Consider the following 22,546-nt stretch of genomic DNA (forward strand, 5'->3'; position numbering starts at 1 on the left):
GTCAGTGCCCGGTGCGGACTGCGCGCTGGCGTCGTGCCTCGAACAGGCACACACCGCTCGCCACGGATACGTTCAGACTTTCCACGGAACCATGCATGGGGATGGAGGCCAGCACGTCCACGGTTTCACGCGTGAGCCGGCGCATGCCGTCACCTTCCGCCCCCAGAACCCAGGCCACGGCCCCGGACTGATCGAGGTCGTACATCGACTGCCCGGCCTCTCCTGCCGCGCCTATCGTCAGGATGTCGCGTTCCTTCAGTTCGCGCAGGCTGCGGGCAAGATTGGTCACCGTCACATAGGGCACCGTGTCGGCGGCGCCGCTGGCCACCTTGATCGCGGTCGCGTTCAGCCCGACCGCACGATCACGCGGAGCGACCACGGCATGGGCCCCCGCCGCATCGGCCACCCGCAGGCAGGCACCGAGGTTATGCGGATCCTGTATGCCGTCGAGGACCAGCAGCAAGGCTGGCTCGGCCAGCGTGTCGAGCACGTCGTCCAGCGAGCGATACGGAATCTGTGCCAGCACTCGAGCAACCACGCCCTGATGCCGCGCCGCGCCGCCAGCCAGACCATCGAGGCGTGCCGGATCCATCTGCACCCACTTGATGCCGGCCGCCTCGACTGCACGTACCAGGTCACGCATGCGGCCATCCTGACGGGCGGTGGATACGAACACCTCCTTCACCGCGTCGGGCGCATGCCTCACCTTCGCGGTCACTGCATGAAAGCCGAAGATATAGCGCGTGTCGCTCACGAACGTACCCTCCGCTTGCCGGCGCTGGCCGCAGATGAAGTCTTGCGGGCCGGGGCTTTCTTCACGGCGCTTTTCTTCCCCGCGCTGCTGCCGGCCGCGGCGTTCCTGGCAGACACCTTCTTCGTGGCGGCCCGCTTGCCTGCCGGTGCCGCCTTCGCACTCTTCTTCGTGGCCGTCCCTTTGTCGGCCGACGTCTTCCGGACCTTGCTAGACTTGCCGGCCGCGGGGGCGGCATCCCCGGACTGACGTGCCTTCCTTCCTGCGCGCGCCGCCCGTTCCCGGTCGTCCGCTGTGCTCGCGGCAGCCATCGCGACAGCCTTGCTCTTCCCGTTTGCCCGGGAACCCGCTTTTGCGGGGCGCGCACCATCCTCCAACACAGGCGGTGGGGCACCGTCCTTCACAACTCTGCGGCGCGACTCCGGGCCCGAGGACATCACGGGCTTCGCCTTCAGCAACGAACCCTTGGGCACTCGGCCGAAGTCGCGCTCACCGCCGCCGGCGAGACGGAAATCGATGCGTGTGTTGTCGACATCGACCCGGACGACCTGGATGCGGATGCGATCAGCCAGCCGGTAGATGCGTCCGCTGCGTTCGCCGACCAGACGGTGCTTGCCTTCGTCGTAGTGGAAATAATCGGCGCCGAGGTCGGAAATGTGCACAAGCCCCTCGATGAACACATCGTCCAGCGTGACGAACAGGCCGAACGGCACGACCGCCGACACGCTGCCGTCGAATTCCTCGCCAACGCGGTCCTGCATGAAGTAGCACTTCAGCCAGCTCGTGACGTCGCGGCTCGCCTCGTCGGCACGACGCTCGGTGGTCGAGCAGTGCAGGCCGATGTCGGACCAGTCGCCCGGTTCATATTTCTTTTTCGCCAGCACCGCCTTGATCGCCCGATGCACCAGCAGATCGGGATAGCGGCGGATGGGCGACGTGAAGTGCGTATAGGCTTCGTACGCCAGCCCGAAATGGCCGACGTTGTCCGGGCTGTAGACGGCCTGGCGCAGCGAACGCAGCATGACGGTCTGCAGCAGCAGGCGATCGGGACGGTCGCCAATGCGCTCCAGCAGCGCCGCGTAATCCTTCGCGTGCGGCTTGTCACCGCCACCAAGCTGGAATCCGAACTCACCAAGGAAGGCACGCAACTTCTGCAACCGGTCCTCGCTCGGCCCCTCGTGCACACGGTAAAGCGTGGGCTGATCGTGCTCTTCCAGGAAGCGTGATGCGCAGACATTGGCTGCCAGCATGCACTCCTCGATCAGACGGTGCGCATCGTTGCGGGCATAGGGCACGATACGCTCGATCTTGCCGTCCTCGTTGAACAGCATCTGGGTTTCGAGCGTTTCGAAATCGATCGCCCCCCGCTTGGCGCGCGCCTTCTCGAAAGCACGGAACACGGCATCCAGCGCCTCAAGCCTGGGCAGCAGCGGTTTGAGACGCTTGCGTGCGTCGGCATCCTTGTCATAAAGGGCGGCAGCCACCTCGGTATAGGTGAGCCGCGCCTTGGAATTCATCACCGCGGCATAGAAGCGATAGCGCTGGATCGCGCCAGCCGCCGACACATCCATGTCGCACACCATGCACAGACGGTCGACCTGCGGGTTCAGCGAACACAGTCCGTTCGACAGTTTCTCCGGCAGCATCGGGATGACGCGCCGCGGGAAATAGACCGAATTGCCCCGTTCGAATGCTTCATCGTCCAGTGTCGTACCGGGCTTCACATAGTGGCTCACATCGGCAATCGCGACCACCAGACGGAACCCGCGCCCCTGCTTTTCGGCATAAACCGCATCGTCGAAATCCTTTGCAGTTTCGCCATCGATGGTGACCAGCTGCAGATCGCGCAGATCGACCCGTCCTGAGCAGTCCTTCTCGCGCACGTCGTCCGGAAGGCGCTTCGCGGCAGCCATCACACGGGACGAAAATTCGTGTGGCATGTCATGCTTGCGCAGCGCGATCTCGATTTCCATGCCCGAGTCGCCGTAATTGCCCAACACCTCGACAACCCTGCCAATGGGCGGCGTGTAGCGCGTAGGCTGTTCGATCAGCTCCACCTCGACCACAGCGCCTGCGCCAGCCTTGAGCGCGCGCTTTCCCTTCTCGGGCGCGGCCAGCACGATCTGCTGCCGGATGCGGCGGTTCTCGGCGACGCAGAACTGCACACCATGCTCTTCCACGACGCGGGCGATCAGGCGCGTATTGGCGCGCTCGGTCACCTCGACCACCTTGCCCTCCGGCCGCCCGCGCCGGTCGACGCCGATCACCCGCACCAGCACGCGATCGCCGTGCAGCACGCTGCGCATTTCCTGCGCGCTCAGGAAGATGTCCTTGCGATCCGCCTTGGCGACCAGGCTCGTCTTCTCGTCGCCGGCGATGACGAAGCCGAATCCATCAGGATGGCCCTCGACCCGGCCTGCGATAAGATCCGCCTTGTCCGGAATGATGTAGGCGTCGCGACGGTTGCGCATGAGCTGCGCTTCTCTTTCCATCGCGGCCAGACGACGTAGGAAATACTCGCGTTCGTGTGCCTGTATGTCGAGCGCATCGATCAGTTCATCCGCGCTCATCGGCACCGCCGCCTGCTCAAGCACTTGCACGATGTACTCGCGACTGGGCAATGGGTTTTCATAGCGCGCGGTTTCGCGCTCGAAGAAAGGATCCGCTCTGCGGATCGGACTGTGATTCACTTTTTTGGCTTTTTCTCTTGACAACGTGGATACCTAGTATAAAATGCGCAGCCTCTTGCCCAGGTGGCGAAATTGGTAGACGCGCTAGTTTCAGGTACTAGTGCCGCAAGGTGTGGAGGTTCGAGTCCTCTCCTGGGCACCAAACAAGCCAGCAGAAAAGCCGACGGAAACGTCGGCTTTTTTGTTTTGTACGCCGGCACACTCAAATGATTCCCCATGCCCTGTGCAGGACATGGGGCACACGGACCGCCCGTGCGCCTTACGCAAAAGGATGGCGCAGCACGATGGTTTCCTCGCGGTCTGGACCGGTCGAAATCATGTCAACCGGTACCTCGCACAAGGTCTCTATCCGGGAAATATAGGCACGCGCGTTGGGCGGAAGATCCTCGACCCGCTTCACGCCCACGGTACTTTCGGTCCAGCCTTGCATCGTTTCATAGATAGGCTCGCAAGCACCGACGCGCTCCGATCCCAGCGGCAGCAGTTCCGATACCTCTCCATTGACGCGGTAACCGGTACATATCTGCAGCTCTTCGATGCCATCGAGCACATCGAGCTTGGTCAGACACAGACCGGTTACGCCATTGATCTGGATGGAACGACGCAGAGCGGCCGCATCGAACCAGCCGCAGCGACGCACGCGTCCGGTCACGGTGCCGCGCTCATGCCCCACCGTAGACAGATGATGGCCGACGCTGCCTTCCTCCTCGATCGGCAATTCACTCGGGAAAGGTCCCGAGCCCACACGCGTCGTGTAGGCCTTGGTGATACCCAGCACATAATGCAGCATGCCGGGCCCCACGCCTGCACCGGCACTGGCCGCACCGGCCACGCAGTTGCTCGACGTCACGTACGGATAGGTCCCGTGATCAACGTCGAGCAGCGTACCTTGCGCCCCCTCGAACAGCAGGTTGTCGCCCCGCTTGTGAGCCGTGTGCAGCAGTGCCGATACATCGGCCACCATGGGTTGGAGCTCGGGCGCGAGCGCCAGGGTCGCGTCCAGTGTCTGCTGGTAGTCCACCGCCTGCGCACCGAGTTGCTTCTCCAGCAGGAAGTTATGGAAATCCATCACTTCACGCAGCTTTTCGGCGAATCGCTCGGGATGGAAAAGATCGAATACGCGCAAGGCGCGTCGTGCGACCTTGTCCTCGTAGGCGGGACCGATGCCCTTGCCCGTGGTACCGATCTTGGCGCCACCGCGCGCCGCTTCCCGCGCAAGATCGACCGCGCTATGCACCGGCAGGATGAGCGGACAGGCCTCGCTCACCTTCAGCCGCGAGCGCACTTCGATACCGCCCGCCTCGAGCTTCGCGATCTCGGACAACAGATGGGATGCCGACAGTACGACGCCATTGCCGATGTAACAGGCCACGCCGTCACGCATGATGCCGGAGGGAATCAGGTTCAGCGCGTACTTCTGTCCCTTGATCACCAGCGTGTGACCGGCGTTGTGGCCGCCCTGGAAGCGGACCACGCCCTGCGCGTGGTCGGTCAGCCAGTCGACAACCTTGCCCTTGCCCTCATCGCCCCATTGGCTGCCGATGACGACTACGTTCTTTGCCATGCTCAAACCTTTCCTTCGAGCGGCACGACGCACCACTCGCCTTCAACAAACACAAGTTTTCTGTCACAGGCCAGCTCATGCACATCGGCATCGTGCCCGGGCAATCCGGCTATCACAACCTCCCCTGCGGCGCGCAGCGCACGGATTGTGTCGAGCAGCGCCGGCTCGCGCAGAGCCGGTGCAAGAATGGCCGGGGGGCGCACACTGTCCGGAGCAAGCTGAGCAAGCTGCCTCAGATCGAGGCTGAAGCCGGTGGCGGGCCTGGAACGTCCGAAAGCCTTGCCCACCTCGTCATAGCGGCCGCCAAGCGCCACCGCCTGGGCCTGGCCTGCACAGTACGCCGCAAAGCTCACACCGCTGTGGTAGTGATAGCCACGCAGATCGGCAAGATCGAAGCCTGCGACCGAAGCGTCGAAGGTGTCGGCCACCGCCTCCAGGGCATCGAGCGCCCGGGCAATCTCGGGCCAGGCCGGCAATACGGCACGCGCGCGCGCCAGCACCTCGCCGCGCCCGTACAGGCCAGGCAGCGCGAGAAACGCCTGCCGCAGCACGTCCGACTCGCCGGCCAGCATGGCGCGCAGCCCCGGCATGTCCTTGGACTGCAGCGCCGCGAACAGGTCCTGCTGACCATCCTCGCCCTGCAATGCCGGCGATTCCAGCCTGGCAGCCAGCGCCCGGAATACCCCCACATGACCGAAATCGACGCGCGCCGGCCGGACTCCAGCCACCTCGAGCGCGCGCAGCAACAGACCGATCAGCTCGAGGTCGGCTTCGATGCCCGCGTGGCCGTATAGCTCCGCACCAAGCTGGATCGGCTCGCGTGTGGCATTGAAGCCTGACGGCAGTGCGTGCACGACGGAACCGGAATAGCAAAGCCGTACCACACCATTGCGGTTCAGCAGATGCGAATCGATGCGCGCCACCTGTGGCGTGATGTCGGCGCGCAGGCCCATCGTACGGCCCGACAGCTGGTCAACCAGCTTGAAAGTGCGCAGATCCATGTCGCGCCCACTGCCCGTGAGCAGCGATTCGATGTATTCCACAAGCGGCGGCGCAACAAGCTCGTAACCGTGGAGTGCGAACTCGTCGAGCAGGACCCGGCGCAAGCGCTCGACCTGCCGCGCCTCCGATGGAAGGAGGTCTTCTATCGATTCGGGAAGCAACCAGCGACGCATCACTTGAACAGCGCAATCAGCGCGATACCGATAAGCATTGAAGTCAGGCCAACGAAACGAAGCTGACCGTCGGCCAGTTCGGTTGCGCGGCGGAAGGTGTCGCGCCACAGCCGGGGCGCGACGAAAGGCAGCACGCCTTCAATGACAAGCATGAGGCCCAGCGCGATAAGCAGGATCGAATCCATCAAACAAAAAGGCACAGCCCGCACAAGCGGGCTGATGCCTTTGAACAGTTCCTTCGGAACAACCCGTGGACTATACAGCAGGCCCGGCCCCTCCGGGCCGTTGCCGCCGAGTCGGGCCGATCGCGGGCCTCATTTGCCGGCCGCCCCGGGGCGTGCGCCGCTCTTCAGATAGCGGAAGAAATCGGAGTTGGGCTCGAGCACCATCACATCGCTCTTGCTCCGGAAGCTTTTCTGGTAGGCGTCCATGCTGCGGTAGAACGCATAGAACTCGGGATTGGCGCCAAATGCATCGGCATAGATGGCCGCAGCCTGGGCGTCACCTTCGCCCTTGATCTTCTGCGCCTCACGGTACGCTTCGGCCAGGACGATTTCGCGCTGACGGTCGGCATCCGCACGGATCTTCTCGGCCTCGGCGGAACCTCTCGAACGCAGTTCGTTGGCAACACGCTTGCGCTCCGCCTCCATCCGTCGATAGACCGACTCCGACACCTCGCTCGGCAGATCGACACGCTTTAGTCGCACGTCGACGATTTCCACGCCGATCTTGACCGCGTCGACATTGGCCTTGGCCCGCATGTCCTCCATGATCTGATCGCGCTCTCCGGAAACGACCTCATGCACGGTGCGGCGTCCGAACTCCTCGCGCAAACCGGCATTCACCGTCTGCAGCAGGCGGGTTTCGGCCAGCCTCTCGTTGCCGCCCACCGATATGTAGTACTGCTTCACATCGGTGATGCGCCACTTCACGAAGAGGTCAACCAGGACATTCTTCTTCTCGGAAGTGATGAAACGCTCTGGATCGGCGGTATCTATGGTCAGGATGCGGCGATCGAACAGGCGCACGTTCTGGACCAGCGGCCACTTGACGTGCAGCCCCGGTTGCTCGACCACGGTGCGGACCTCGCCCAACTGGAACACGATGGCGAACTGGCGCTGATCCACCGTGAACAGCGATGTGGACGCGACGATGGCGGCGAGAATGAGGCCACCGATCAGCAGCGGAAGCTTTTCCCTCATCAGCGCTCTCCCCGCTCACGCGAACGCAGGCCATCGCGGCTGCGCAGATCGCCCGACGAGGCAGGATCACCGATCAGTGGCGGCAGCGTGACCGGCTCTGCCGCGCGCATGGACGGATCGTTCGCCTGCGAGGACGCGCCCGCCTGCTGCATCAGCTTGTCCAGCGGAAGATAGAGCAGATTGCCGCTACCCTTGGAATCGAGCATCACCTTGCTGGTATTCATCATGATCTGCTGCATGGTGTCGATGTACATGCGTTGACGCGTGACCTCAGGCGCCTTGACATACTCGGCAAGTACCTGCTTGAAACGACTCGCATCGCCTTCAGCCGACGCGATGATGCGCTGCTTGTAGCCGTTCGCCTCCTCCAGCAGACGCGAAGCCGTACCCTGGGCCTTCGGCAGCACGTCGTTGCGATAGGCTTCACCCTCGTTCTTCTGCCGTTCCAGATCCTGCCCGGCTTTCACCGCATCGTCGAAGGCAGCCTGCACCTGTTCCGGCGGCTGTGCATTCTGCAGCGTGAGTTTGCTGATCTGGATACCGGTCTGATAGCGATCCAGTATCTGCTGCATGATGCGCTGCGCATCCACGGCGATCTGCTCGCGCCCCTCATACAGCACGAAATCCATCTTGCTCTTGCCGACGATTTCGCGCATCGCGGTTTCGGCGGCGTGCACGACGGTATCCTCGGGCAAGCGGTTGTTGAACAGATATGCCACGGGATCCTTCAGCACATACTGGACGGCGAACTGGATATTGATGATGTTCTCGTCATCGGTAAGCATCAGCGACTCGTTGAGCACCTTGTTGCGCTCGCTGCCGCGATAGCCGACTTCCACCGTGCGCACACCGGTGAGATTCACAAGTTCATGCGAATCGATCGGATAGGGCAGGCGCCATTGCAGCCCCGGTTCGGTCGTCTCGTGCAGCTTGCCGAAACGAAGCACGACGCCGCGCTGGCTCGCATCGACGATGTAAAGCCCGCTGGCCAGCCAGACGATGACGACCAGGCCGATCAGGATGCCCAGCCCGCCACCGAACTGGCGGGCACCGACCGGCGGCCGGCCGTCGCCCCCGTCACCGCCCGATGACTTGCCACCGAACAGACCGGAGAGGCGACGATTGAAATCCCGCCACAGATCTTCCAGATCGGGAGGTCCCTGGTTGCCGCCCTTGTTGCCATTGCCGCCCTGATTGCCCCAACGCGGGTCATTCAGCGACATCAAGATTGCATTGAGCACGTTCAGACTGGATAGGTAATTGAAGTTGGATCGGAGGTATTGCCGGTCTTTGCACCAACGCCTTGAGCTTCAGACCGGATCGCTGAGAGTGCATTGTCCGGCGAGGGTTCCGGTTCGATGCCACGCGGATCATCGCTGACCGGGCGACGATGGGCGGCTGCCTGTCGTTCGGCGACGAGCCTGCCTGCGACAGCAGTTCTCAGATCGGCCAGCCCGGCGCCTGTCCGGGCGCTTACACGAGCGGTCTGGATGGTATCACAGGGCTCCCGATCGGCCCCTGGAGACAAGGCGGGCATCAGGTCTATCTTGTTGAGCACGCGGATCTGCGGCACAGCGTCGGCACCGATCTCGGCGAGCACCTCATCCACCGCAGCGATCTGGGCCTCCCGGTCGGCCGCTGCGGCATCGACGACGTGCAGCAGGAGGTCGGCCCCGGCCGTCTCCTCCAGTGTGGCGTGAAACGCCGCCACAAGTGCGTGCGGCAGATCGCGGATGAAACCCACGGTGTCGGACAGAACAACCCGTCCGAATTCCGGCAGATAGAGCTGACGCGACGTGGTATCCAGCGTAGCGAAAAGCTGGTCCGCCGCGTAGGCGCCCGCCTTCGTCAATGCATTGAAAAGCGTCGATTTCCCGGCATTCGTATACCCCACGAGAGCCACCACCGGCGTTTCCCGCCGCTCGCGAGAACGCCTGCGCACGCCCCGCTGCCGTTCGACCTTGGCCAGCCTTTCCTTGAGCAGTTTCACCCGCTGCCCGAGCAGGCGCCGGTCGGTTTCGAGCTGGGTCTCGCCCGGCCCGCGCAGACCGATGCCCCCCTTCTGGCGCTCAAGGTGAGTCCAGCCCCGGACCAGCCGCGTCGCGAGATGTTCGAGCTGAGCCAGCTCGACCTGCAGCTTGCCTTCGTGGCTGCGCGCCCTCAGTGCGAAGATGTCGAGTATCAGGGAACTGCGATCAACCACCCTGCGCGACAGTGCGCGTTCGAGGTTGCGCTGCTGTGCAGGAGACAGCTCGTGATTGAACAGAACGATGTCCGCTTCGTTCGCGATCGCAAGATCGAGGATTTCGGCCACCTTGCCCTTGCCGGCAAAAGTGGCCGGATCAGGCTTCTGCCGGCGGCCGCCCACGCGCGCCACGGGTTCGGCGCCGGCACTGCCCGCCAGAAGCGAGAACTCGTCCAGCCGGCTCTCATACTCGCCTTCACCCAGATCGAGCTGGACGATGACTGCGCGTTCGCCTCCGGATGGTCTTTCAAACATCCGGGCTCACCCGATAAAGACGCGCCTTCGAGGGAATCAACTGCCCTCGCCCTGGTCGTGCTGGATGTTGACCGGACGCGCAGGAACGACCGTCGATATGGCGTGCTTGTACACCATCTGGGTGACCGTGTTCTTCAGCAGGACGACATACTGATCGAAGGATTCGATCTGGCCCTGAAGTTTGATGCCATTGACCAGATAAATGGCCACCGGCACGTGTTCGCGGCGCAGGGTGTTGAGGAAGGGGTCTTGTAGCATTTGCCCTTTGTTGCTCATGGAAACACCTCTTGTTGGTTTTGAAATTCAACTGTACTGGATTTTTTGATGCACCGCAGCTTTGCATTCAACGGTTGCAATTCAGCCCGTAACGGTCAGCCGGGAACGCATTCCGGGCAAGGGACGCGAGCGGCCAAACGCAGAATGCGCATCTCGTGGTCCGCGCTTTCCGGAATCCATGCCGCCGCCCGTCCAGTACATTCCGGAGCGTCTATGGTACTGCCTCCGGATGTTGAAACACACAATCAGGCCCTCGCGCCTCGCGAGGCAAACGGGTTGTGCGCAGTCTTGAACTCCACACGCAAGGGAGTGCCCTGGAGCTTGAAAGTTTCCAGGAAATTGCGTTCCAGAAAGCGCCGGTAGCTGTCGCTCACATGTTCCAGCGCGGACCCGTGGATCACGATGACCGGCGGATTCATCCCGCCCTGGTGCGCGTAGCGCATCTTGGGACGGAAAAGCCCATGCTTCGGAGGGGCTTGCTTCTCGATCGCCGCCTGCAGCGCACGCGTCAGTCTCGGTGTCGGCAGCTTGATCATGGCGGCTGCGTACGCCCCATCCACCGCCCCCAGCACACCGCTCACTCCCTGCCCTTCCAGCGCCGACATGTAGAGCTGCCGCGCGAACCCGAGGAAAGCGAGCTTGCGGGCAACTTCCCGCTTGAACAGTTCACGGCGATAGCTATCGACCGCGTCCCATTTATTGACGGCAAGCACCAGCGCGCGTCCAGTCTCGACAATGAAACCGCCGATGTGCGCATCCTGATCCGACACCTCCTGAGTCGCATCCAGCACCAGAACGCACACATTCGCCTGCTCGATCGCCTGCACCGTCTTGATGACGGAAAACTTCTCGATCGACTCGAATACGCGCCCCTTGCGACGCAAGCCTGCCGTGTCGATCAGCGTGTACTGCTTGCCTCCACGCTCGAAGGGAATGCTGATGGCGTCGCGTGTCGTGCCGGCCTGGTCGAAGGCGATCACCCTTTCTTCGCCCAGCAGGGCATTGATCAGGGTCGACTTCCCGACGTTGGGGCGCCCGGCGACCGCTATCCTCGGTCCCTGCAGCGCCTCGTCGTCATCGCCCTCCTGCGGGAAAGGTGCAAGGCAATGTTCCAGCAGCGCGCGGACGCCTTCGCCGTGCGCGGACGAAATCACGTGCAGGTCCGGTAACCCGAGTTCGTGGAATTCCGCGGCCACGATGTCACCACGCATGCCCTCGGCCTTGTTCACCGCCAGCACCAGCGGTTTGCCGCTCCGTCGCAGGCGTGCAGCGATTTCCCTGTCGTGGGCGGTAAGGCCTGCCCGCCCGTCGACGATGAACACCAGCACATCGGCTTCGGCAATCGCCTGTTCGGCCTGCTGAGCCATCTCGACCATGATGCCATCGCGCGCGGTCGGTTCGAAACCGCCGGTATCGACGACGAGGAAAGGACGATCACCAAGGCGGCCGTTGCCGTAGTGGCGATCACGGGTCAGCCCGGGAAAATCGGCGACCAGCGCATCGCGTGTCTTGGTCAGACGGTTGAACAGGGTGGACTTGCCCACATTGGGCCGCCCGACAAGTACCAGAACAGGCTTCAAATCAGATCCTTACCGGGCAGACAGCGCACGCACGCTGCCCGCACGGCTTTGCGCCACAAAGGCGCGGCCATAAGGTTGCATGGGTGCATCAATGGCGCTGCCATCGCCGCTCGCGCGAGCCGCGAAAGCACCATTCTCGCGTTGCAGCAGGTGCACGATACCCTCGATATCCGCCACCGCGACGAAACGTTCCAGTGCCAGCGGCTTGCCCGGATAACGCTTGGCCAGGCCGTCCTGCTTCCACAGGCTGGCACCGGTGGCACGATCCAGCGCATAGACCGAGCCCTTGTCATCACTCACATAGAGATTCTGGGCATCGACGTCGATGCCCGCGGAACTGGAAATATCCCGCGTCCACAGGGCATTGCCACTGGCCAGATCGAAACATGCGACACGCCCCTGAAAGGCGCTGGAGCACACCTCGCGTCCGGCCACTACCGGCGTGCTGGTGATATCGGCGATGCGCTCGAGTTCGGTCGTTCCGCGCGGAAGGGCAACGGTGGCCTCCCAGACGGCGGCACCGCTCGTGCGGTTGATGGCCACCAGCTTGCCGCCCGGAAAGCCGGCGATCACCAGCGACGGCGTGGTGACCAGCCCCGCCGAGGTCCTCAACGTCAGCGCGGGATTGGCACGCTGGTAATTCCACTTCCGCGCCCCGTCGGCTGCAGAAAAGGCCTGGACGCGGCTGTCCGAACTGCGCACGAACACCATGCCGTCGGACACTTCCGGCGCACTCAGGACTTCGGAGGTCACCACCGCCTGCCACAGTGGCTTGCCATCGGATGAAAAGGCGAGAACGTCGCCCTTTTCCGTGCCGACCACAACCAATTTGTCGTCCGCGCCCACCCCACCGGACAACTTGCGGCCGGTATCGATCTTCCACATCAGCCGTCCGTCATCGATCCGCGCCAGCGACCCGTCGCGACCGGCGACATAGACCGTACCGTCGACCACCGCGGGCGAAAACACGAAATTCTCCGACTTGCCGGCACCAAAACGCCAGACCTCGGACACCTGCGCAGTTGGCTGTATCGCAACAAGCGGAGGAATCTTGGGTTTGGCCGGGCCGCTGAACGGATTCAGGCTGTCCAGGCTGGAGCAGCCATTCAGCAGCAGCACGCCGACCGCAAACAGGGCCGTACGCCTCACTGCGGTCCTCCCACGGCGTCGAGCTTGATTTCGATGACATTGCGATAACCTTGCTGGGCAAGCATGAGCGTCGTGTCATCGCCCGCCTTCGCCAGCGCGTCGAAACGATCGAGCGCCGCCTTGTACTCCTTGCGCGCTTCATCGCGTTTGTCGCGCATGAGCTGAACATCGCCCTTTGCTTCCAGGTAGCGCACTTCCAGCGACACGTCCGGCTTGCCGTCATCCAGCATCTTTTGCGCGTCGTCGAACGCCTGATCCTCGATCAGCACATAGGCAAGACGCAGGCGGGCAAGATCGCGCAACACCGGATCGGTGGCATTCTCCTTCACCCATTCGAGCTGCGCGCGGGCCGTCTTGGTATCCCTGTTCTCGACATGCACCTTGGCCGACAGCAAGGCACCCAGCGTTGCATAGTGGCTGCTGCCGTACTGTTCGGTGAGCTGCCCCGCCGCCTCCCGCGTCTTCTGCAGATCGCCCGCCAACGCAGCTTGCTGCAGGGCATCGAAAATCATGCTGGCCCGGACCGACTGGTCACGGTTGTACCAGTTCCAGGCCTGCTGGCCGATGATGACTGCAGCGATGGCGATCACGGCCCAACTGATCGCGTTGCCCCACTGCTTCCACCACGCCTTGATTGCCGAAAGCTGTTCCTGTTCTTCGAGATCGAGTGCTGCCATTTATGTCGGCTCCTGCCCGGTGCATCCGGTTGTCTGTGGATTATTCGAAATCTTCGCTGTCGCCGCCCAGCAGGAGCATGCCCAGGTGCTCCGCGACGTCGTCCATGCTGACACGCTGCTGCTCACCGCCACGCAGCGGCTTGAACGTCACCTCTCCCGCCGCAATTTCGTCCTCGCCCAGGATGAGGGCGACGTTTGCGCCGGAGGCATCCGCCCGTTTCATCTGCGACTTGAAGCTGCCTCCACCGCAGTGCATGAGCACGGCGAAACCTGCATCGCGCAGACCTTCGGACAGACGCAGTGCGACCTGCTGCGAACCGCTTCCGGCGTGCACCACATAAGCCTCCGGACGGTCGATCAGCGCGTCCGCCTGACGGCTGTCCCACAGCGCCATCAGCCGTTCGATCCCCATCGCGAAACCGGCCGCCGGGGCGGGCTTGCCGCCAAGCTGGGCAACCAGTCCATCGTAGCGGCCGCCTGCGCACACCGTTCCCTGGGCGCCAAGCTGGTCGGTCACCCACTCGAATACGGTGAGGTTGTAGTAGTCCAGACCGCGCACGAGACGCGGATTGATGCGATAGGGGATGTTCGCCGCACGCAGCATGTCCTGAATGGCCGCGAAGTGATCGGACGATTCGGCCCCCAGGAAGTCGGCAAGCTTTGGCGCCGCTTCGACCAGGGCCTGCATGGCCGGGTTCTTGGTATCGAGGATGCGCAGCGGATTGCTGTGCAGGCGACGCCGTGCGTCTTCATCAAGCTCTGCCTGATGCGCCTCGAAATAGGCAATCAGCTCGGAGCGATGCAGCTTGCGCTCATCGGTCGAACCGAGCGAGTTGATTTCGAGCTTCACGCCCATCAGGTCCAGTTCGTCCCACAGGCGCTGGCACATGATGATGAGCTCTGCATCGATGTCCGGACCGGCGAAGCCAAGCGCCTCGACACCCACCTGGTGAAACTGGCGATAGCGCCCCTTCTGCGGACGTTCGTGACGGAACATCGGCCCCATGTACCAGAGTTTGCGCGGACTGTCGTACAGCAGATTGTGCTCGGTCACCGCACGCACGCATGACGCCGTACCTTCAGGGCGCAGCGTGAGGTTCTCGCCATTGAGCGCGTCCTCGAAGGAATACATTTCCTTCTCGACAATGTCGGTCACCTCGCCGATCGCCCGCTTGAACAGCGGCGTGTGTTCCAGCAGCGGCATGCGTATCGGACGATAGCCATAGGCCCGCAGCCAGTCGCGAACGATGGTTTCGAAGGCTTCCCAGCGCTCCGCCTCGTCCGGCAGGATGTCGTTCATGCCGCGAACGGCTTGCAGTCTGTTCATTCGTTTCGATCAGACACCGGTCCGGCCGGTGTTCTTTCTGGTATAGGTGCGCGCCACATAGGCATCGACGATGGCGCGGAACTCTGCGGCGATATTGTCGCCCTTCAACGTGACGGTCTTCTCGCCATCCTCGAACACCGGCGCAACGGGCGTTTCGCCGGTCCCCGGCAGCGATATGCCGATGTTGGCGTGCTTGCTCTCGCCGGGTCCGTTCACGACGCAGCCCATCACCGCAAGCGTCATCCGCTCGACGCCATCGTACTGCGTCTTCCATTCCGGCATGCGATCGCGCACATAGGTCTGGATATCGGCAGCAAGCTCCTGGAAAAAGGTCGAGGTCGTGCGACCGCAGCCCGGACAGGCCGCCACCATTGGTGTAAAGGCGCGCAGCCCCATGGTCTGCAGGATTTCCTGTGCGACGATCACTTCCTTGCTGCGGTCGCCGTTCGGCTCCGGCGTCAGCGACACGCGAATGGTGTCGCCTATGCCCTGCTGAAGCAGCACCGCAAGCGCCGCCGTCGATGCCACGATGCCCTTGGAGCCCATGCCTGCCTCGGTCAGGCCGAGATGCAGCGGATAGTCGCAGCGGCGAGCGAGCTCGGAATAGATGGCAATGAGGTCCTGAACCCCGCTCACCTTGCACGACAGGATGATCTTGTCCGGTGACAGCCCCCATTCGACCGCCTGCTGCGCACTTTCCAGCGCCGAGGTGACCATGGCCTCACGCATGACCTCGATCGCGTCCTTCGGTTCGGCACGGCGAGCGTTGTCGTCCATGACGCGCGCCAGCAAGGCCTGATCGAGACTGCCCCAGTTCACACCGATGCGCACCGGTTTGTCATGGCGGCAGGCGATCTCTATCAGCGCGGCGTACTGCTCGTCGCGTTTACTGCCGCGACCGACGTTGCCGGGATTGATGCGCAGCTTGTCCAGCACCTCGGCGCACACAGGGTTGTCACGCAGCAGCTTGTGTCCATTGAAGTGGAAATCGCCGACCAGCGGCACCTCCACATTCATCTTCAGCAATTGCTCACGCACCTTGGGCACGGCCGCCGCCGCTTCCTGCGTATTGACCGTGATGCGTACGATTTCCGATCCTGCCCGGGCGAGCTGGGCGACCTGTATGGCCGTCGAAATGTGGTCGGCGGTATCGGTGTTCGTCATGGACTGCACGACAACCGGTGCACCCGACCCGACGAGCACAGGGCCGATACGCACGTTTCGCGTGCGCCGGCGAAGAATGGCCGATGACTCGCTCATCATTCAAGCCTCAGACGCGCGACGTCGACCTTGGTTGAGGGCGACAGATCGTAGGGAGCACCATCGACCTCCAGCTTTACGGAGCGGGCATTGCCCACGACGATGGATACCGGATAAGCCACATTGATCTGGCGGCTGCTGCCGCCACGGTTGAGGTCGGACACGACAATGCGGTCCTGGGCGTCCCGGATCTCCACCCACGAATCCTGGCTGAAGGCAAAGGAAAGCTGGTGCTGCCCGGTGGCCGGCGCCTGCATCGCGCGAGGCGACTCCTGCCCCGACGCGATGACCACAGGCTCGGTTTCCGCCGGCGCGGACTCCAGCGGCGTCCCCGGATCACTGTCAGGTGAAGCGAACGCATCGGCCTGAACAGCCCCGGATTCATCGACTGGCGGTCCCTGCGTCTGCATGCCGGCCGGATTCACCTCGACCGCGCGATCGGACATCTCTTCGCCAGGCACCGTCTGAGGCCAGTATTCAAACCAGACGTAGAGCCCGACGGCAGCGATGACCGGTACGCTGAGCGCGACGAGCGGCAGCATCCACCTGCGACGCGGGGACTGCATCGGCATTGCCACCCCGGTATCCCGCCGTTCAACAAGCAACGGACTGGGCGTGACATGCTGGATATCGAGCTGCTCCAGCAGCGCCTGCGGATCGAGGCCCATCAAGGACGCGTAATTCCTGATGAACCCGCGCGCATAGGTTGGATTGAGCAGGCGATCGTAGGCGTCGTCCTCGATCGCCTGGACCTGCCGCGGAGACAGCTTGATTGCCGCGCCAACGCTCGCGACCGACATGCCGCGTGCCTCGCGCGCCTGCCTCAGCACTCCGCCCACAGACGCAAGCACCGTCTGTTCCGTGGCGACCTCATCCATCGTCATCAGTCGTAATTCCCCTGCATCAACGCCTGATGCTCAGGCGTTCCCGCGAAACGTCGCCGCAACTGGCTGGCAAACCCCGCTTCGGCCACCTTGTCGCCCAGCTTGCGCTCTATGCGCACTGCCAGCCACAGACTTTCCGCAACCGGATCCTGCTGGGCGTGAAATTCGCTCAGATACTTGCGCGCCTCGATGAAGTTGCCGCGACGGTAGAAAAGATCCGCGAGGTTGTAGACCGCCTGCGAATTCCTGGGATCTGCATTGACCGCCCGCAGGAAATTGACTTCTGCGGTGGCCAGATCGCCCGCCCGCATCGCACACATCCCTGCGTTGGTGTACGGACGCGTCGGGAAGTTGTAAAGCGGGTTCCGTATCGCCGCGTTGAAAAGCGCCATCGCACGCGCGGTGTCCCCGCCCTGGCAAAGGAACCAGCCGAAATTGTTGTTGATATCCGGATCGTTCGGCGCCAGCCGCAAGGCTTTCTCGAAGTTCTCCTGTGCCAGCGGCCGCTCCTGAAGATACATGTGCGCGAGCGCCTTGAGGTTGTAGGCGGGTCCATAGGTGCTGTCATCGCGCAGCGCCATTTTCGCCTCCTCCAGCGCCACCGCGACGTTTCCGGCTTCAAGATAGGCAAGACCAAGATCCGTGTGGGACTTCGCGCGGGTACGCGAAGCACCGGTCACGACGGGTTCGACCGGCTTGTAGTCCGACACCGGCGCGGAAGTGGCCGGAGATGCAGGGCTCGCCCCGCCCTGAGTGCCGGCGCAAGCGGCAAGCAGGGACGCCAGGCATACAGCCACGAACACGCCCGGAATGAATCTTTTCACCGTGCTGGAACCTCCTGCAAGGGTATGGTCTTGCGGGTACGACGGGTGCGATCCAGCACCTGACCCGCCAGCTGGCCGCATGCTGCGTCGACATCGTCTCCGCGCGTCTTGCGCGTGGTCGTGACGATACCTGCGGACATCAGGATTTCCGAGAAACGGCGGATGCGCTCCTTGGATGAACGCCCGAAAGGCGCTTGTGGAAAAGGGTTGAACGGAATCAGGTTGTACTTGCAAGGTACCTGTCGAGCAATATCGACCAGTTGTCGCGCATGCTCGTCGCTGTCGTTCACACCATCAAGCATCACGTACTCGAACGTAATGAAATCACGCGGAGCACGATCGAGATAGCGCACGCATGCGGCAAGAAGTTCGCGCAGCGGATACTTGCGATTGATGGGCACCAGTTCGTCACGCAACGCATCGGTCGGTGCATGCAAGGACACCGCAAGAGCAACAGGACAGGCATCCCGCAGGCGGTCGATGGCCGGCACGATGCCCGAGGTCGACACCGTGACCCGTCGCCTCGACAAGCCGTAGGCATTGTCGTCCAGCATGAGCCTGAGAGCGGCCACCGTGGCATCGAAATTGGCAAGAGGTTCGCCCATGCCCATCATGACCACGTTCGAAATGACACGTTCGCCATCATTCTCGCCACCGCGAACCGCACCGAGGGCACGGTTCGCGAGCCAGAGCTGGCCAATGATCTCGGCAACCTCCAGATTGCGGTTGAAGCCCTGCTTGCCGGTGGAGCAGAAGGCGCAATCCAGCGCACATCCTGCCTGCGTCGAAATGCACAGCGTGCCACGGCGCTCTTCCGGAATGAAGACCGTTTCGACCGCATTGCCGTTGCCGACGTCGATCAGCCACTTGCGCGTACCGTCGCTGCTGACCGAGTCACGAACAGGCACCGGCGCGTCGACGCACGCGATCTCGGACAGCCTGGCGCGCAGCGACTTGGCAACATCGCTCATGGCCTCGAAGTCGCCCTCGCCATTGCGATGGATCCAGCGCATCACCTGCCGGGCGCGAAAGGGCTTCTCGCCTAGACTTGCGAAGAAGTCAGCGAAGCCCTGGGCATCGAACTGCAGCAGGTTGGTGCGGGTCACGCGGTCGCTCTCAGCGCGAATAGACGTTCAGCGCCGGGAAGAAGTAAGCGATTTCGACTGCCGCCGTTTCGGGTGCGTCGGAACCATGCACCGCGTTGGCATCGATGGAATCCGCGAAGTCGGCGCGAATGGTGCCGGCAGCGGCCTTCTTCGGATCGGTGGCGCCCATCAGGTCACGGTTCTTCAGGATGGCGCCTTCGCCCTCGAGCACCTGGATCATGACCGGGCCGGACACCATGAAGTCGACCAGATCCTTGAAGAAGGGGCGCTCGCGGTGCACGGCGTAAAAGCCTTCGGCTTCCGCGCGCGACAGTTGCGCCATGCGCGCCGCAACGATCTTCAGGCCGGCATCTTCGAAGCGCTGGTAGATCTTGCCGATCACGTTCTTGGCAACTGCGTCGGGCTTGATGATCGAAAGGGTGCGTTCAACGGCCATGGAAATCTCCAGTGATGGCTTGTGTGGATGGGAAAGGACAACCCGAGATTGTACCAATTGCGGCGCCTCACGTCTTGCCGGCAACGGCCGGGCAAGCGGCACCCGCCAGCCACCCTCTGACGGCATGAATTTTCAGTAATTACTGAAACTTTGATATAAACTAAAAGAACTTCAGTTTGGTCTTGCGGAACCGAAAAAGCGGACATGACTCCCCTCATCCAGAGCTTTGTTGCCCACTTTGGCGAGATGGGCAGCCGTTGGGGCATCAATCGCACGGTCGGGCAGATCTACGCGCTCATTTTCGTCTCTCCACGCCCACTGTGCGCCGACGAGATCGCGGACGCCCTCTCCTATTCCCGCTCCAACGTCAGCATGGGCCTCAAGGAGCTGCAGTCATGGCGACTGGTGAAGCTGCGACATATCGCCGGAGACCGCCGCGAGTACTTCGAGGCGCCCAGCGACGCATGGGAAATCTTCCGCACGCTGGCCGAGGAAAGGCGCCGCCGCGAAATGGAGCCGACGCTGTCCATGCTGCGCAGCGCCCTGCTCGAAGTCCCGACGAATGATGAAGATCGTGTCGCGCAGGAACGCATGCGCGGCATGCACGAACTCATCGAAATGATGAGCAACTGGTTCGACGACATACAGAGACTCGACGCCCAGACGCTGGCCAGGTTGATGCGCATGGGTGCAAGGGTCCAGAAACTGCTGGAACTGACCGGCCAGCTCAAATCCGGCAGCAAGGAGTGAGACCGCAAGATGGAACTTGATCCCGTACTGCTCGCCCGCATGCAGTTCGCGGCAAACGTGACCTTCCACATCCTGTTTCCGACGATATCCATTTCGCTGGGCTGGATGCTGCTGTTCATGCGCTGGCGCTGGCTGAAGACCGGCGAACGCCCATGGCTCACCGCCTACCGATTCTGGACCAAGGTATTCGCCCTGACCTTCGCACTGGGCGTAGTGAGCGGCATCACGATGAGCTTCCAGTTCGGCACCAACTGGCCCGGCTTCATGGAGAAAGTCGGCAATATCGCTGGCCCGCTGCTCGGTTTCGAGGTGCTGACCGCATTCTTCCTCGAAGCGACCTTCCTTGGCGTCATGCTGTTCGGTCATGGCAGGGTGAGCGAGCGTGTCCACATGATCGCCACCTTCCTTGTGGCCTTCGGCACCACCATGAGCGCCTTCTGGATACTCGTGCTCAATTCCTGGATGCAGACCCCGGTCGGCTACGAAATCATCGACGGTGAATTCCACGTCAGGAGCTGGATGGAAATCATCTTCAACCCGTCGTTCCCGTATCGATTCGCCCACATGCTGCTGGCGTCCTTCCTGACCATGGCCTTCCTGGTGGCGGGCGTTTCCGCCTGGCAGGTCTGGCGTGGCAAGGCAAATCCCTCGACACCCCGGGCACTGCGCGCTGCGCTCACTCTGGCGGCCATCCTCATCCCGGTCCAGATCGTTGTCGGAGACATGCACGGCCTGAATACCCTGCATCACCAGCCCCAGAAGATTGCAGCCATCGAGGGCGTATGGGAAACAGAGAAGGGAGCACCGCTGCTTCTGTTCGCGATTCCGAATGAAGAGGAAAGGCGCAACGATTACGCAGTCGGCATCCCGAAACTCGCGTCGATGATCCTGACCCACGAATGGGACGGCGAACTGAAAGGATTGAACGAGTTCGAGGCGCATCCGCCGGTGAAACCGCTGTTTTTCGGGTTCCGCATCATGGTGGCGATCGGCGGGCTGATGCTGCTGGTGAGCTGGCTTGGCTGCTGGATGCTGAGGCGCACTGGCTGGCAACCCGACCGCGCACCACGCTGGCTCATCGCATCGATCGCCGCCATGACCTTCTCCGGCTGGATTGCCACGGTGTCCGGCTGGTATGTGACTGAAATCGGCCGCCAACCCTGGATAGTGCACGGCCTGATCAGAACGGCGGACGTCGCCTCCAGCACGCCGGCGCCTCATATCGCGCTGACGCTCGCAGGCTATCTGGTCACCTATGTGCTGCTGATCGCAGCCTATATCAGCGTGCTGCGCTACATGGCCGAGAAGCCCTCGGACAGCTACGACCCGGCGCCTTCCGGCGGCGCGATCGTACCGGGAGCCACTCAACTCGCGAACAAGGAGAATGCAGCATGAGCTGGGCTGAATTCCTGCCCGTCATTTTCATGGGACTGATGGGCCTCGCGATGTTCCTCTACGTCGTACTCGACGGCTTCGATCTTGGCGTCGGCATGCTGCTGCATCGGGCCGACGACGACCAGAAGGACATGATGATCGCATCGATCGGCCCTTTCTGGGATGCCAACGAAACCTGGCTCGTACTTGGCGTCGGCATACTGCTGATCGCTTTCCCAAAGGCGCACGGCGTCGTGATGACTGCGCTCTATCTGCCGATCGCCCTGATGCTCATCGGCATCATCCTGCGCGGCGTGGCTTTCGACTTCCGGGTGAAGGCCCAGGACGTGCACAAACCGCGCTGGAATTTCATCTTTTTCGCCGGTTCAACCATCACCGCGCTCGCACAGGGCTGGATGCTGGGACGCTTCATTACCGGCTTTGCCGAAGGCTTGGATTTCGATCTGTTCGCCGCAGCCATCGCGCTGGCCCTGCCTTGCGCCTATGTGCTGATGGGCGCCACCTGGCTGGTATTGAAGACGGAAGGCGACCTGCAGCAGCGCGCCGCTCATTGGGGCAGACTGGCGCTGATTCCGGTCATCATCGGGATGGCACTGATTTCGATCGCCACGCCATGGGTCAGCCACACTGTCGCCGAGCGCTGGTTCACGCTTCCCGCCTTCATCGGCCTGCTGCCCATACCTTTCGCCACCCTCGCCTGTTTCGTCGCACTGTGGTGGACGCTGGATGGACAGCGCGCGCTGGGCAGCCTGTGCTGGCTGCCCTTTGTGCTGACCGTGGGCGTATTCATGATGGGCGGACTCGGCCTTGCCTACAGCCTCTACCCTTATGTCGTGATGGATCGCATCACGATCTGGCAGGCGGCAAGCTCGACCGCGTCGCTCAACCTCATCCTGGCCGGATGCGCCATCACGGTACCGACCATCCTCGCCTACACCTTTTTCGCGCACCGCGTCTTCTGGGGCAAAGCGACCGCACTGCGCTACGGGTGAACGCCAGC

The 22,546-nt window shown here is 62.6% G+C and carries 21 protein-coding genes and 1 tRNA gene; 4 read left to right on the top strand and 18 right to left on the bottom strand.

Annotated features, from left to right (window positions below; genetic code table 11):
• Position 1: 1 nt before the first annotated feature.
• Both rlmB and rnr read right to left on the bottom strand, forming a co-directional pair.
• Positions 2-754, bottom strand: a complete 753-nt coding sequence (gene rlmB, locus A3Q7_RS0106240; RefSeq protein ID WP_018411001.1) for a 23S rRNA (guanosine(2251)-2'-O)-methyltransferase RlmB — start codon at positions 752-754, stop codon at positions 2-4.
• Positions 751-3,441, bottom strand: a complete 2,691-nt coding sequence (gene rnr, locus A3Q7_RS0106245; RefSeq protein WP_018411002.1) for a ribonuclease R — start codon at positions 3,439-3,441, stop codon at positions 751-753. Before rnr ends, rlmB begins: the two co-directional genes overlap by 4 nt.
• Positions 3,442-3,498: 57 nt before the next feature.
• Here rnr and A3Q7_RS0106250 point away from each other — a divergent pair.
• Positions 3,499-3,583 (top strand) — tRNA-Leu (locus A3Q7_RS0106250).
• 117 nt (positions 3,584-3,700) lie between these two features.
• Here A3Q7_RS0106250 and A3Q7_RS0106255 read toward each other — a convergent pair.
• From A3Q7_RS0106255 to ndk, 16 genes are all read right to left on the bottom strand, one after another.
• A complete protein-coding gene (locus A3Q7_RS0106255) occupies positions 3,701-5,005 on the bottom strand; it encodes an adenylosuccinate synthase (RefSeq protein WP_018411003.1) in 1,305 nt (434 codons plus the stop codon).
• Between the two features lie 2 nt (positions 5,006-5,007).
• The gene (locus tag A3Q7_RS0106260) at positions 5,008-6,180 is read right to left on the bottom strand and encodes an ATP phosphoribosyltransferase regulatory subunit (protein WP_018411004.1); all 1,173 of its coding nucleotides are present in this window, start codon (positions 6,178-6,180) and stop codon (positions 5,008-5,010) included.
• Complete coding sequence (locus tag A3Q7_RS0106265) at positions 6,180-6,365, bottom strand: DUF2065 domain-containing protein (protein ID WP_018411005.1); 186 nt, start codon at positions 6,363-6,365, stop codon at positions 6,180-6,182. Before A3Q7_RS0106265 ends, A3Q7_RS0106260 begins: the two co-directional genes overlap by 1 nt.
• Positions 6,366-6,494: 129 nt before the next feature.
• Positions 6,495-7,382, bottom strand: coding sequence for a protease modulator HflC (gene hflC / locus A3Q7_RS0106270; RefSeq protein ID WP_018411006.1), 888 nt, complete (start codon positions 7,380-7,382; stop codon positions 6,495-6,497).
• Positions 7,382-8,605 (bottom strand): FtsH protease activity modulator HflK, encoded by a 1,224-nt coding sequence (gene hflK / locus A3Q7_RS0106275; protein ID WP_018411007.1) that lies wholly within the window; start codon positions 8,603-8,605, stop codon positions 7,382-7,384. Before hflK ends, hflC begins: the two co-directional genes overlap by 1 nt.
• A gap of 20 nt (positions 8,606-8,625) precedes the next feature.
• Positions 8,626-9,882, bottom strand: a complete 1,257-nt coding sequence (gene hflX, locus A3Q7_RS0106280) for a GTPase HflX (protein WP_018411008.1) — start codon at positions 9,880-9,882, stop codon at positions 8,626-8,628.
• Positions 9,883-9,918: 36 nt separating this feature from the next.
• Positions 9,919-10,158 (bottom strand): RNA chaperone Hfq, encoded by a 240-nt coding sequence (gene hfq / locus A3Q7_RS0106285; RefSeq protein ID WP_019917982.1) that lies wholly within the window; start codon positions 10,156-10,158, stop codon positions 9,919-9,921.
• A gap of 245 nt (positions 10,159-10,403) precedes the next feature.
• On the bottom strand, positions 10,404-11,738 hold the full coding sequence (der, locus tag A3Q7_RS0106290) for a ribosome biogenesis GTPase Der (protein ID WP_026224556.1): 1,335 nt from the start codon (positions 11,736-11,738) through the stop codon (positions 10,404-10,406).
• 9 nt (positions 11,739-11,747) lie between these two features.
• Positions 11,748-12,887, bottom strand: coding sequence for an outer membrane protein assembly factor BamB (gene bamB, locus A3Q7_RS0106295; protein WP_018411011.1), 1,140 nt, complete (start codon positions 12,885-12,887; stop codon positions 11,748-11,750).
• Complete coding sequence (locus A3Q7_RS0106300; protein ID WP_018411012.1) at positions 12,884-13,564, bottom strand: YfgM family protein; 681 nt, start codon at positions 13,562-13,564, stop codon at positions 12,884-12,886. The genes bamB and A3Q7_RS0106300 overlap by 4 nt, the downstream gene beginning before the upstream one ends.
• Positions 13,565-13,604: 40 nt before the next feature.
• On the bottom strand, positions 13,605-14,891 hold the full coding sequence (hisS, locus tag A3Q7_RS0106305; protein WP_018411013.1) for a histidine--tRNA ligase: 1,287 nt from the start codon (positions 14,889-14,891) through the stop codon (positions 13,605-13,607).
• Positions 14,892-14,900: 9 nt separating this feature from the next.
• A complete protein-coding gene (gene ispG, locus A3Q7_RS0106310) occupies positions 14,901-16,154 on the bottom strand; it encodes a flavodoxin-dependent (E)-4-hydroxy-3-methylbut-2-enyl-diphosphate synthase (protein WP_026224558.1) in 1,254 nt (417 codons plus the stop codon).
• Positions 16,151-17,035 (bottom strand): RodZ domain-containing protein, encoded by an 885-nt coding sequence (locus A3Q7_RS0106315; protein WP_018411015.1) that lies wholly within the window; start codon positions 17,033-17,035, stop codon positions 16,151-16,153. The genes ispG and A3Q7_RS0106315 overlap by 4 nt, the downstream gene beginning before the upstream one ends.
• Positions 17,035-17,859, bottom strand: a complete 825-nt coding sequence (pilW, locus tag A3Q7_RS0106320; protein WP_026224559.1) for a type IV pilus biogenesis/stability protein PilW — start codon at positions 17,857-17,859, stop codon at positions 17,035-17,037. The genes A3Q7_RS0106315 and pilW overlap by 1 nt, the downstream gene beginning before the upstream one ends.
• Positions 17,856-18,965: a 23S rRNA (adenine(2503)-C(2))-methyltransferase RlmN gene (rlmN, locus tag A3Q7_RS0106325; RefSeq protein ID WP_018411017.1), complete on the bottom strand. Its 1,110-nt coding sequence runs from the start codon at positions 18,963-18,965 to the stop codon at positions 17,856-17,858. The genes pilW and rlmN overlap by 4 nt, the downstream gene beginning before the upstream one ends.
• A 10-nt stretch (positions 18,966-18,975) precedes the next feature.
• Complete coding sequence (gene ndk, locus A3Q7_RS0106330; protein WP_018411018.1) at positions 18,976-19,401, bottom strand: nucleoside-diphosphate kinase; 426 nt, start codon at positions 19,399-19,401, stop codon at positions 18,976-18,978.
• 204 nt (positions 19,402-19,605) lie between these two features.
• Here ndk and A3Q7_RS0106335 point away from each other — a divergent pair, with 204 nt between their 5' ends.
• Genes A3Q7_RS0106335 through A3Q7_RS0106345 form a run of 3 tightly spaced genes read left to right on the top strand, consistent with a single transcriptional unit; the run spans position 19,606 to position 22,538 of the window.
• Positions 19,606-20,151 carry a GbsR/MarR family transcriptional regulator gene (locus A3Q7_RS0106335; protein ID WP_026224560.1) on the top strand — a complete coding sequence of 182 codons (546 nt, stop codon included), beginning with the start codon at positions 19,606-19,608 and terminating at the stop codon, positions 20,149-20,151.
• Positions 20,152-20,160: 9 nt separating this feature from the next.
• Entirely contained in the window at positions 20,161-21,546 is a 1,386-nt protein-coding gene (locus tag A3Q7_RS0106340; protein WP_018411020.1) for a cytochrome ubiquinol oxidase subunit I, read from the top strand.
• Positions 21,543-22,538 (top strand): cytochrome d ubiquinol oxidase subunit II, encoded by a 996-nt coding sequence (locus A3Q7_RS0106345; protein WP_018411021.1) that lies wholly within the window; start codon positions 21,543-21,545, stop codon positions 22,536-22,538. Before A3Q7_RS0106340 ends, A3Q7_RS0106345 begins: the two co-directional genes overlap by 4 nt.
• Positions 22,539-22,546: the final 8 nt, after the last annotated feature.

Origin of the sequence: Methyloversatilis thermotolerans, from assembly GCF_000372885.1 — a bacterium.
GTDB classification, from domain to species: Bacteria; Pseudomonadota; Gammaproteobacteria; order Burkholderiales; family Rhodocyclaceae; genus Methyloversatilis; species Methyloversatilis thermotolerans.